General features: G+C 43.6%; 9 protein-coding genes and 3 pseudogenes. 4 read left to right on the forward strand and 8 right to left on the reverse strand.

Annotated features, from left to right (window positions below):
- Positions 1 to 396: 396 nt before the first annotated feature.
- The 4 genes from C5471_RS02865 to C5471_RS02880 are packed head-to-tail and all read right to left on the reverse strand — an operon-like array spanning position 397 to position 5088.
- A complete protein-coding gene (locus tag C5471_RS02865) occupies positions 397 to 1674 on the reverse strand; it encodes an efflux RND transporter periplasmic adaptor subunit (protein ID WP_133812798.1) in 1278 nt (425 codons plus the stop codon).
- A complete protein-coding gene (locus tag C5471_RS02870; RefSeq protein WP_133812797.1) occupies positions 1667 to 3145 on the reverse strand; it encodes a TolC family protein in 1479 nt (492 codons plus the stop codon). The genes C5471_RS02865 and C5471_RS02870 overlap by 8 nt, the downstream gene beginning before the upstream one ends.
- Entirely contained in the window at positions 3138 to 4352 is a 1215-nt protein-coding gene (locus C5471_RS02875; protein WP_166295622.1) for an ABC transporter permease, read from the reverse strand. Before C5471_RS02875 ends, C5471_RS02870 begins: the two co-directional genes overlap by 8 nt.
- A complete protein-coding gene (locus C5471_RS02880; RefSeq protein WP_422630901.1) occupies positions 4345 to 5088 on the reverse strand; it encodes an ABC transporter ATP-binding protein in 744 nt (247 codons plus the stop codon). Before C5471_RS02880 ends, C5471_RS02875 begins: the two co-directional genes overlap by 8 nt.
- A 316-nt stretch (positions 5089 to 5404) precedes the next feature.
- Between C5471_RS02880 and C5471_RS02885 the strand changes: the two genes are divergently transcribed.
- On the forward strand, positions 5405 to 5818 hold the full coding sequence (locus C5471_RS02885) for a flagellar protein FlhE (protein ID WP_207627146.1): 414 nt from the start codon (positions 5405 to 5407) through the stop codon (positions 5816 to 5818).
- Between the two features lie 389 nt (positions 5819 to 6207).
- Positions 6208 to 7380, forward strand: a pseudogene (locus C5471_RS02890) (filamentous hemagglutinin N-terminal domain-containing protein); the annotation flags it as partial.
- A 1568-nt stretch (positions 7381 to 8948) separates the two neighbouring features.
- Here the strand turns inward: C5471_RS02890 and C5471_RS02895 are convergent.
- Genes C5471_RS02895 through C5471_RS02905 form a run of 3 tightly spaced genes read right to left on the reverse strand, consistent with a single transcriptional unit; the run spans position 8949 to position 10490 of the window.
- Positions 8949 to 9227, reverse strand: coding sequence for a hypothetical protein (locus C5471_RS02895; protein WP_133812795.1), 279 nt, complete (start codon positions 9225 to 9227; stop codon positions 8949 to 8951).
- A complete protein-coding gene (locus C5471_RS02900; protein WP_133812794.1) occupies positions 9224 to 9730 on the reverse strand; it encodes a hypothetical protein in 507 nt (168 codons plus the stop codon). The genes C5471_RS02895 and C5471_RS02900 overlap by 4 nt, the downstream gene beginning before the upstream one ends.
- Positions 9731 to 9746: 16 nt before the next feature.
- Entirely contained in the window at positions 9747 to 10490 is a 744-nt protein-coding gene (locus C5471_RS02905; RefSeq protein ID WP_133812793.1) for a DUF4158 domain-containing protein, read from the reverse strand.
- A 35-nt stretch (positions 10491 to 10525) separates the two neighbouring features.
- On the opposite strand from C5471_RS02905, the pseudogene C5471_RS02910 reads away from it, so the two are divergent.
- Positions 10526 to 10792 (forward strand): annotated as a pseudogene (locus C5471_RS02910) (recombinase family protein); the annotation flags it as partial.
- A gap of 81 nt (positions 10793 to 10873) precedes the next feature.
- A pseudogene (locus C5471_RS02915) lies at positions 10874 to 11384 on the forward strand (IS30 family transposase); the annotation flags it as partial.
- A 24-nt stretch (positions 11385 to 11408) separates the two neighbouring features.
- On the opposite strand, the gene C5471_RS02920 reads toward C5471_RS02915, so the two are convergent.
- On the reverse strand, positions 11409 to 11894 hold the full coding sequence (locus C5471_RS02920) for a C40 family peptidase (RefSeq protein WP_133812792.1): 486 nt from the start codon (positions 11892 to 11894) through the stop codon (positions 11409 to 11411).
- Positions 11895 to 11963 lie beyond the last annotated feature (69 nt).

The following is an 11963-nucleotide window of genomic DNA, read 5'->3' on the forward strand; positions in this document are numbered from 1 at the left end:
CCGAAATACTGAGAAAAAGCGTCGATATTCATGGGGGCACTCCTGAAAAAAGGAGTATGAGATCATAAGTAGCTCCGTGGGTCAAACTGAACGATTTTGATTAAATAACGTTCGCGATCTCACCCTAGGGAATAACAGAATAAATATCGGTACAATTATATAGAAATAGTTTCATGGTCAAATTAAATCGTCCCAATGAAATTAATATTAATTTGTCACAATACTCCGTATAAATTTTAAACTCGATATCATTTTAACAAGAATTTAAGCAGTATAAATATATAACAGTAAATGAGTTACAATAGATGATATTAAAAATGAATCTCAACATACAAATTGCCAATGCAAACAATTGTACCAAAGCCAAGTTATCTAATACATGTGGTCAAATCGCGATCATTGCTGCACAAAAATTTCAACATAGCCTGCTTCTAACCCGACCACTTCTACCCCCTGAGGAACAGCATACCCTGGTGTTACCGTAATCTGCTGTGCAGGATCGCGTAACTCACGTCTATAGGTAACAAAAACCTGCCCGTCAGGCCCCTGGCGTAATGCCCCGGCAGGCACCGCCAATCCATGTTCATTGCGATACGTGACAATAGCCAGTTTTGCACTCATATTCAGACGGATACGCTGCCGCTGTTTAGGTGTAAGGGGATCAATCGCTACCAACACATCATAATTTACACCCGCTCCCTGCGATTCACTTGAACGGCCCTGTACGCCAATCGTCTTAATCTGCCCCTGCAAGGATAACCCCGCAAAACCATCACCCGTGATCTGAACTGGCATTCCTTCATACAATTGGTGAAGATCTGCCTCTTCAATGCGTGCTACCGCCTGAATTTGTTCTAAATTGATTATCTCAAAAAGCGGTGCACCCTGAGTGACTCGTGTCCCTTTTTGAATAGATAACGCTTTGTCTGATTCCTGAACAAGAGGACGAACAACAATTCCGTCAAAAGGAGAAACCAGCTCGCGTTGAGCTTGCTGAACTTGGAGTGCCTGATAACGCGATTGAGCGTTGGCGAGTTCCATATCGGCGATTTGGCGATTCTCGCCTGTGCCTTTATCAAGTGTCGCGTTTAGCTCTTCCCTGGCTGCGGCAAGATCGAGCTGTTGAACTTTGACCTGCTGCTCCAGTGTATCAACTTCCATACGGGCAACAATGCCACGCTCAAATAAGGTTCGAGTATCAGTAAGTTTACGTTCAGTATCATTCAGGCTTAACTGAGCATTGGTTAAGGTTCTGCGTACCCTGGCAACGTCTTGGCTGTTTTCCCAGTTCGCCATATCTTGTACCACTCGCTGGGCTTTCAGTCGTTCCGTAAGCGCCTGTCGTAACTGGATATCCAATTGTGCAGTATCAAGGCTCAACAGGGGTTGCCCTCGTTTAACGCGCTGGCCTTCCGTCACCACGACTTCAGCGATAACACCATCGAATGGTGCCGCAATCGTCAAACTGGTAGCGGCCTGAATGCGACCAACTAACCCAAGACGGTTTTCCAGCCGTTGAGGTTCAACACGCACCCACGGTTTCTGTGATGATGTATCAGTTGAAGACGGCAGATAGACATAGGCAATGGCAACCCCGGCAACTAATGCAACAACAAGTGCCACCAGCCAACGAGTCTTACGCCTGAAACAGGCAAGTACCCTGCTCTTAATCATTAAGTGCAATATCCCAGCTCCCCAGGGTGGTGCCCAATGTTTCATCCAATTCCGCTTGCGCATTCAGGTAGGCGATTAACGCATTGAGACGAACATTCTCGGCATTACGCAGATCGGTTTCAAAACTCAATACCTGAAAGTTACTGGAACGGCCAACCGTCAGTTTTTCGCGTTCAATCTCCAGCTTGCGTCGGGATAGATCCCTGGCACGTTGTGCTATCTCATATTGACGCCAACGTGTACTAATATCACGCACCGCATTACCGACATCACGTTCCAGTAACTGTTTTGCCTCAGTAAGACGGATATCCTGATTCTGAACATCAACCCGCGCCCGCACTTCCGCCTGACGCTGACTCAAATCGCCAATGGGTATTTCCACCTGGACACCTGCGTAATTTTCCCAATTTCGCGAACTGTTTGCACCGGTTCGATCGCGTACCTGGCTGGCCCCACCGACCAAAGAGACATCCCATAAGCGGTCATTACGGGCGACTGTCAGGTTAATACCCGCCTGCTCTGCGGTAATCAATTGGGTGAGATAGGATGGTTGCTGCTCTTGTGCCAAATGTTGCGCCTGGAGCAGATTAATGTCTATGCGTTTGGCGTCCAATTTGTCAGTCGCTTTTACCTGAGTTTGCAAATCCAGGGCGAGCAAACGCAACAACTCTAAGCGACTGGTATCCAGTTGATTAGCGGCTTCCTCATTAGCCAGTTCCTGCATGGCGACATCGGCCTCAGTCTGAACAATCTCGAAAGCTGCCATTCTACCTGCGGAAATCATGACTTTATTAACCTCCAGCAGTTGGCGCGAACGTTCAAGGGCATCACGTGCGATTTGTAACTGTTCTTGAGCGCGCAGCAATTCACGGTAAGCCATAATAACCTGCGTGATAGTCTGAGATACCGTTGCTTTCAGATTCAGGCGATTTATTTGCTCCATCAGTTGAGCAAGACGTACAGGTGCCGTCGCCACCTCTTTGCCGGCCCCGCGCAGCAGTGGCTGGATCACAGAGAATGAAGCGCCATCATTACGGCTACGGCCAGCATTTTCCGCCCATGTCGCCCGGCTCGTCCATGACAAGCTGAACCGGGTACCATATTCCCCAAGCATTGTAGACGTGGGCGTAACCTCGCTCTGACGGTAACGATCATCTTGATTACGGGCAGCAATATAACGACTATTGATCAGCAATTTCGGCGTAAAACGATCTTCTGCAACCCGCAAATCGAATTTCTGGGCAATACGATCCAGATAAGCACTGCGAATTGAGCGATTGTTTCGTAATCCCAAATAGATTGCATCACTGAGTGTCAGATCGATAGTCTGCTGATTAAGAGAAATTGTGCTCATTGTGGGCATGGTTGCCTGCGACGGGGTCAGCGGCTCCGCTAAAGCTTGTTTGACGGATACCGCTATCATCAGCGCAATAATGATGCCAATAACACGCTGAAAAGTTTGGCTAATCATCACGAAGTGCCTCTACAGGTTGTAACCTGGCAGCAGTCAATGCCGGGTTGATGCCGAAAAATAAACCGATCACTAACGAACTGGCAATCCCCAGTGGCAAAGAGAGTGGAGATAACGTGAATACCCAACCAGAAAATTTTACAAACAGGTACCCAGCGGTCACCCCCAACAGCGATCCAGCGACTGCGCCGACAATAGACAAAGTGGCCGCCTCCAGCATAAAAAGCACACCGATATCAACAGGTCGGGCTCCCAGAGCCATACGAACACCAATTTCACGCCTGCGTTCTGAAACATTCATCAGCATGACATTCATGACACCCACCCCGCCCACCAGCAATGAAATGCCTCCCAATCCGGCAAGCAAATAGGAGAATGTCTTTGCTTGTCGCGTCAATCCATCAAGCAATTGCTGCGGAATTTGAACTTCAACATGACGACCTTTTGATAATGAGACAAGATAATCACGTAATAATACAGCATCACTGCTTAACGTTGTTACGTCTCGCGCTCTGGCAATGACACTGCCTATCTCTGGAGCTGGCCGCAGCCGTCGCATTCCTTCAATGGGCAATATCACGGAACCATCAACAGAAACCGGGAGTAAAGGATTTATTCCCTGAGCAGAGAGAATACCTATCACTTCAAACAGATATCCCTCAATTTGCAGTTGACTACCTACCCGGATAGGTTGGTTTGGTACTTTTGACTGTTTCGCAATATCTGCGCCGATCACGGCATAAGTTGTCTGTCGATCATAGTCCGATAGAAAACGCCCCTGCTCGATCTGTAAATCAAGCACTGCGGCCAGATCAGAGGATGTACCTGTAATATTCGTATCAATCCCTTGCCCCAGGAAACGCATTCGAGTTGAGTATAACGTGATGGGGGCAGCATGCATGATCGTGGGCAGCGTTCGGGTAAGCATCTGAGTATCCAGTGTGGATGGCGCAGGTTTGACATCAGTGCCCGGCATAAAATCAAAATGGGCGACCAGCATATTGCTCCCCATGCTCTTGAAAGTGCTGATAGCTTCATTGGCAGCGTTGTAACCAATGTTCAAAAGTGCAATGACCGAAGCACACCCGACGGCAATACCAAGCAACGCAAACAGGGAACGCCGCCCCAGTAAACGCAGGCTATCCAGCGATTCACGCAAGGCTTGCGAGAAGGAAAATCCGTGGCGACCAGAATTCACATTAAGCATCGGATATATCCGACCATAGATCGGTTTCGGAAAGCTGCCCATCATTGACATACAGACAGCGCTGCATATTTCTGGCGATTGCTTCATCGTGTGTCACCATGATCAGTGTCACTCCCTGCTCGCGATTCAGTGACAGAAGAAGCGCCATGATATCGCGTGCTGTAGTACTGTCGAGATTGCCTGTCGGTTCATCAGCCAAAATGAGAGAGGGCTTGCCGACCAAGGCTCTGGCGATGGCAACACGTTGACGTTGTCCCCCGGAGAGATCTGCCGGCCGATGGTGAATACGATCAGCCAGACCAACCAATTCAAGCTGATATTTCGCCTCCTGCCGGGCCAGCGAACGTGAATATCCACGATACAGCAATGGCAGCGCCACATTATCCAATGCCTGCATTCTGGGAAGTAAATTGAAACTCTGAAATACGAAACCAATTTCCTGATTTCTTATTCTCGCCCGCTCATCAGGAGTAACATTTGTTATATTAACGCCACTAAACTGAAAACAACCAGAAGTAGGTTGATCCAATAAACCAATAATATTAAGCAAAGTACTTTTACCCGAACCGGAAGCGCCAACAATAGCACAACTTTGCCCACGCATTATGGTAAGTGATATTTTATCCAGCACCGGATGATAGTTTTCCCCCATACGATAGGTTCGACAAATATTTCTCATATAAATCAAAACCTCTCCACCCTGGGAAGTTGTGATTGTCATGTCTGATTTATTCATCGCTTTTGACATCCATTAAATGTATCACTGGCTCCATTTGATCGTTTACCCGGTTTTATATCATGGGAAGATTCTCTTGTAAAAGGCTGCAACTTGAGTGAGATGCAAAAACGTCGAGCAGCAAAAATAGATTAGATTAACTTAACATAAATTCAAGTTACCCATTGCATTTTGGGGTTAATCCCGCCAAATTAATCCTGCCAGCTTTGGCATTTCGTACAGGTTTTTATGAAAGTTCAAGAGATAAAGGGCGCGAGATCAAAATGTATATCTAAGCTCTCGCAATAGAAAATTATCAGGTATTGGGGTAATAGCGATGAAATTAAAAAAAATCTTGGGAATGGGTAGTGCATTATTGTTAACCCTGTTTTCACAAGCAGCATTATCGGCGAGCTACCAATCTTCGGTTGTTCTGCCAACCGTGTATTCCAGAAATTACACAGAAACAGCTTATCTTCCTGTCGTCGGATCTCCACCAGCCTCAGGCAGTATTAGCAATGTATCCTGGACTTGGAATGTCGTCGGGTGGCCTCAAGGACTGTCGGTTTATCTTTGTCAGGGAGATATCAACAACAACAGTTGCCTTGATATCTCTCGCACCCGGAGAATGTCTACAGCCGCATTCAATACTAGAAGCCCGGCACAGCAGTTCTTTTATGCTTTGAAAGTTGCAAATGGCGGAACAGTACCAGTGGCAGGCCAAATGGGAGAAATTACTGTCACTTGGTAATAATTTCTCGATTGTCCTCCAAAGATTGCCGTCAGCACCACAGGCGGCAATTCTGACTTATAACTGAGCTCAAGAAACATCTGCTAAAGCTATCAAAGCCTATTAACAAAGAATGTCTCCAACCTTATCGCGATTTTCTAGCATTTAATATACCTCATTCCCCATTGCCAGGATTAAACAACTCGATCTTGATCGCATTTTATACTATCCATTCGGACGGATAAATAATTTCATATTAGAATAGTTTAATTAAGTCACTATTAAATCATCAATATTCTCTATGGGAAGATGACTGCTTTATCACCGCAGCCTGACAGCGGATAACAGGGTCACTTATTGGTCAGTCTCACTGACATTGTCACATTTAACGTAAAAAAAGGAACAGAACGATGGCGAAATGCCACAACTCGATGGCCAGGGTCACGAGTTATCTTTTAATTTACCTGACGGCAATCCAGCCGCTGCACCCGGCTATCGCTGCCGGCATAACACCGGATAACAACCGTACGCAGGTACAAAACCACGCCAACGTGCCGGTGGTGAATATCGCCACACCGAATGACGCCGGGATATCCCATAACACCTATCAAGAGTTTAACGTTGCCACTCAAGGTGCCGTACTCAATAACGCCACTCAGGCGGCGCAATCACAACTGGCCGGGCAACTTAACGCTAACCCTAATCTAAAGGACAAAGCGGCTGAACTGATTATCAATGAAGTCACCGGCAACGGACGCTCTGAGCTGCAAGGTCAATTGGAAATTGTCGGCAATAAAGCCAACGTGATGATTGCCAACCCTAACGGCATCACCTGTGATGGCTGTGGCTTTATCAATACTGCCAGCGCCACTCTGACCACCGGGAAGCCTCAATTTGATAAACAAGGTGCGCTGGAAGCGTTGGAAGTTAAACAAGGCCAGATCACCATTGGTAGCAAAGGGCTGGATGGCAAAGCGACGGATTATGTCGATATCATCAGCCGGGCAACGGAGTTAAACGGGAAAATTCAGGCTAACACCCTGTCACTGACGCAGGGAGCCAACCGCATCAGCTTAAAAGACGGCACGGTTAACCCTCTCGCTGGAGAAGGCGCTAAACCGCAATTAGCCATTGATACCAAAGCATTAGGCGGCATGTATGCCAATAAAATCCGGCTGGTGGCCACTGAAGATGGTGTTGGGGTGAATTTGAAAGATTTAACCAGTGACCAGCGTGATATCACTTTAAACGCTAACGGTAAAATCGAATTAGGCAATACCAATGCTAAAACCGACTTAAATATTATCGGCAAAGAAACGCATATTGCCCCGAATATTACCGTGCAAGCAGAGCGGGATATGCGGGTATTTGGCGACACCGTACGCAATACCGGTGATAAAGCCTTGCTGCAAGCCAACGATAATCTGTGGATACAGAAAGATGCGCAGGGAAATAAAGGTCAGTTAGTCGAGAATAGATCGGTGACAATAAAAACCGTCAAGGGGGATTTGGTTGTCAGGACAAAAGATCTGAATAATACCCACAATGTCTTTGTTATGCAAAATAAGCCGGTAAAACCGGATTTTACAGACAGAGATATGACCGTATTTAATGATGTCAATATTTTTGGCAAGCCCTATGCTATAACAGCAGAGTTGACACCACTTCCGGACAAATGGTTCGGTCATGCCTATTTCAGTCGTCTTAGTTTTGAGGATAACAGAACAGAAAAAGCTTATTTAAATAATGCCAGAATGAAAAGCAGGGTATTAGAAAATTCTCTGCCCGGTCTTATCCTCTCGGGAAGAAATGCTTATATCAACTGACCCCCCCTTCTGAAAAATTGCACTTATTAGTCGAATCCGCCCTATTTTTCAAAATAAACCGGATTTAATAACGTTTTCAACCGGTGAATAAACTCTTTTATAAGTCATTTAAATAATTATTCATAAAAAACAAGATTAACAAAACCCGAAAATAAATAACTTAACCGAATGCGAACTGAATGACTTACAGCGCTATTGTATTGAATTTATTATGCAATATCGCGATGCATTAAATACATCCGTTTAAACTTTTTTTACACTATTTCATCCGTTTAATAGCATTGCTTTTCTACCGTTTGATTTAAATCATGTGTCTCTTTTTATACCTCAAATATGCTTTAACACTTAAATGCTCATTTAATTATGACTAATTAGCTCGCCATACTTTTCACCATTTTTGATATAATAAGATGTTATTAAATGAGTTTACCGATTTATTTAAACACCATTTAAATAGATGTCGAGCGGGAAGCTGTTTTTTTCGGTGATCCGTTAACTGAGGATAAAAAGCAGGTATCCATTAATGCCAGATTTTGAAAAGGTGCAGAATAACTAAAAACGGTTTATTCCCTGTCCTGCCATGACCATTTAAAACCACGAAAACAGCTGGATTAAAGCTTTTATATAAAAGACGGATTTAACTATAAGTGCAGTTTTTAAATGACATTAACCATTAACAGAAAACTTAAAATAAATCAGCGAGAAAAAGAATATTATCCGAAAAAGCATAACAGGGTATCTTTATACCATCAGGTTATTTACGGATTGATTTATGAAGATAAAAGATTGATAAAAACTTTTCATACTTGTCAGTAAAACAACGCCAGTAAAGATAAAAAGCGAATGGGTTAAACGTAAAATACAATGTACCATGATGATTAAACTTAATAAAAACCAAGAGTTAAAAGCAGTAAAAACAACGGATAAAACTTTATTATACAAGTTAAAACCAGAGGTTGAAAAAAGGTTTTTAATAACAGTTTAAAACCCGCCATTGCTGCCATTAATGGCTGTGCTTATTCTTGAGCTTGCGATGGAATTATGAGCATATCCACGATGACAACCATGAAAGAATCAGGTCAACGTTAAATAGCCTGAGTCCAGTGGAGCTCCAGATTCAGGTATCATTAGCTGCCTAGATTTACTATTTTTACTAAGGTGATTTTCTCCTCAAAAAAATACATTCTGGAATATCGTTATATATATTTCATCTCCCAAATTAAGCAAGATAATCTGACCATAATTATAAAAAATAAAACTAAAGCCAATGACACATTGCTCAATTTCAGAGTAAATAGTATTAAAACAAGATAATTTCTGGCCTATCAATCCATTGAATATTGGGATATATCCTTAATTATTTGTTTCCCGTATTCACCTAAGTCACCATCGATCATCGGCTTATTGCATACAACTAGTGATGAGCCGTCTTGACCGCAAGATATCTTCCTTGATATACCCGCCCCTTCAAATTCGAAAAATAATTCTTGAGGATGCTCTATATCCTCTACATGCAGCATATAGACTAATCCCTGAACAGATTTAAGACGGTTGCCAATAATGCCTATTCCCCAATCATGGGATTCTTTAGATATAATATTCAACGAGGTTCTCCTTTTAGGGCGTTTTTGACAGAAGTATTATTAACCCCATCTTTTAGGATAGTAATAAAAGTTCCGTCTGGTTTAGTAACAACAACATCATTCCCCTTTATTTTGAAGAACACATCACCTCTTGTTCCATTAGGGCCCTGTCCAGCAAAAATTCCTAGGATTGTTTTATCTGCGTTGTTACCTATAAGATAATCTAATGCGCTCTCAGCCTCTACAAAGCCTTTAATATCACCGATAACAGGCACGAAGTCAGTACCAAAGCTGATAATTTCTCCGGCTTGCTTACACGCCTCCGGTGATTGCTGACAAAAGGCTCTCTTTTTCTCCTCGTAAGCTTTGATTGTACCCCGTCTTTCTTTCTCTGCTGCGGATAGAAGGTGTGCCAGCGAATTATAGACAATGACAATTTCCCCGGCATTCGCACCACTGTTATCGCCGCCAGATTTGTGACCAATTTTTGCTGAGTAGGGAGAGCATAAAAAACCTTGGGGCACTTACACGGCAAAGCAGCTAAAGAAGTCTCACTTGACAACCAGAAAAACCACCAAACCAGAGGACTGATATGGCAGAGAGCCACTTAACGGTGTAAGTATTCATAGGTCGTCGATAATGGGTAATAGTCTGGTTGAATTGCCGATTTTCCCTCCAAATAACCCGAGTGCCCCAAGGTTTTTTATGTTCTCCAAATTCATAAAGGGGACTGAGTTGCTTTACCCAGGTGGATTCTCTGACAATTTCGGTATAACTAAAGTCCCTTAGTGCCTTTTTTAGTTGGGTTATCCAGTGCAGACCCCCTGATTCTTCAGATAATAAATTTGTGAGTGCCTCTTCCACATCAGGATTAAGATCTGATTTTAATTGCTCACAGATACGCCTCCTCTCATCCGATAAACATCGTCCAATCAAATCCTGAAAAGTACTGTACGCAGGGGGAATGATCTGATTTTTATTGAGGTGACTTAACAATGCCCGCAAGATAAACACAGGCTTAGCTGACCTTTTAACAACCCGTGCGGCCAGTTCAGCTAATTGTTCTGCCATGACACTGCCATAGCGTTGATAATTCAGATGCTGACAAATAAGTCTTTGCAGTTGTATCCGGGTCGTCTTGCCTGGAACTTTTATATTGGCGGCAGAATGATCAGGGAAATGGCACGCCAGAATATAAGAGATATCCGTGATGACATCTTCCCGCGTGTAGGTAAAGAATATTTTCCTGGATTTAAAATACCCAAGCATAAGAATGAAGTTCACTCTGGAGTTAACAGACCAACCTTGCGGTATTATTTGCCGAGCTGGCCGAATTTGAACGGGAGTTGATCAGTGAACGAACAAAAGCAGGGCTGGCAGCGGCCAGAGCAAGAGGACGTGAAGGCGGACGTTCTTTTAAACTCACAAAATCTCAGGTTCGCCTGGCACAAGCTTCCATGAAGAGTAGAGATTGTAGCGTATCTGAATTATGTGAAGAGCTTGGGATTAGCAGACAGGCTCTCTATAAGTATGTAGGGCCAGATGGGGAACTCAGGGAACACGGCAAAAGAGTATTAAAATCTTAGCGCTAACTGAGTACCCATTTGAGTACCCATTTTTTTCCTCATCAACTTTGAACCTTATCGGGGGATGGGCAAAAATAGCCAAAATGGATAAAACGGTTAATTTGGAAAGAGTTAAGCCCTGAACAGGTGGTTGATTATTTGAAGCAACATAAAGGGATATCTTTGCATCATGAGACGATTTATAGGCTGATTTATAAAGATAAAATAGAGGGGGTGATTTATAGCACGCAAGACACTGTATACAATTATCGTTAAACTTGATAGCAAGCGGGCATCAGAAGTCGCGAAAGCGGCAGTGAAAGTATTATACCCATTAAAACAAAAGGTTAAGACCATCACATTCGATAACGGTTTGGAGTTTACAGATCATGAAATCATCAGTGAAAAATTAGGAACCCAAATTGACTTTGCGCATCCTTATTCGCCCTGGGAAAGAGGGATCAATGAGAATATCAATGGGTTAATCAGACAATACTTTCCAAAGGGAACCGACTTTAATGAAGTCTCTGATCAGGAAATAAATTTTGTGGTAAACCGATTAAATAATCGCCCCCGAAAAACACGGGGTGGGGTGGGAAAACACCTTTACTGATTAAAAATTTTACCTGTTTTTCCGTTAAATCCTGCGGGCTTGCCAAAAAGCTTTTCTCCAGTAAACGTTATTCATGGATGAGCGGGTTACACCTTTATGGGTTGATGCATGAATAAATTCATTATTGGCATCATAAATACCAACATGTAACCCATGTTCACCACTGCCTGTTTTGAAAAAAATTAAATCACCCGGCATTAAATCATCTTTATCAATGCGGGTTCCTAACCCTACTTGCCCACGGGTAGTACGAGGTAATTGAATATCAAACCGGTCACTGAATGTACGGTAAACAAAACCAGAACAATCGACTCCCTTACGATCCATCCCACCATAATGATAGGGTGTGCCGTACCATTGATTAAGCTGCTCTTTAAGTTGAGCAATCACCATGATGGGATCAGAAAGCGCCGTTTTTAACGCAGGTGCCTGAGTTCTGGGGGTATGGCTGGAACAACCAATGAGTAACAGGCTGAGTAACAACAACAGCTCTTTTATTCTTATTGTCATCAACCTCACCTCACAGAACCCGCAAAATACGCTAACTTTATCCAGACCCCAATCAAAAAACAAGGCTGT

Source organism: Photorhabdus tasmaniensis (assembly GCF_011189505.1).
In the GTDB taxonomy this organism is placed as follows: Bacteria; Pseudomonadota; Gammaproteobacteria; order Enterobacterales; family Enterobacteriaceae; genus Photorhabdus; species Photorhabdus tasmaniensis.